A 388-nucleotide genomic window follows, 5' to 3' on the forward strand; every position below is an offset into this window, starting at 1 on the left:
GGAACTGTACGTCCGCTGGGCCCAGTGGGGACTGTTGGGGACCAGCCACGCCCGCTTCCACGGGACGACGCCCCGGGAACCGTGGCACTTCGGCGAGGAGGCGGAGGCGATCGTTCGCGACTACGCGAAGGAGCGCTACCGCCTCCTCCCGTACCTGTACTCGTACGCCGAACGGGCCGCCAGGACGGGTCTCCCGGTGATGCGGCCGCTGGTGCTCGAGTTCGAGGACGACCCGGCCGCGGCGGGCGTCGACACGCAGCTCCTCCTGGGAGAGGAGATCCTGGTCGCCCCGATACTGCGTCCGGGCGGCCGACGGGAGGTGTACCTCCCCGAGGGGGAGTGGGTCGACTACTGGTCCGGCGCGCGGCACGAGGGCGGACGCTCGATC

The 388-nt window shown here is 71.6% G+C and carries 1 protein-coding gene; it reads left to right on the forward strand.

The features are described from left to right. Nucleotides 1-388: TIM-barrel domain-containing protein (locus EXE44_RS18460; protein WP_241991902.1), on the forward strand; the 388-nt coding region annotated here is incomplete at both ends.

The sequence above is a fragment of the Halorubrum sp. SS7 genome, assembly GCF_005435055.1.
Taxonomy (GTDB): Archaea; Halobacteriota; Halobacteria; order Halobacteriales; family Haloferacaceae; genus Halorubrum; species Halorubrum salinarum.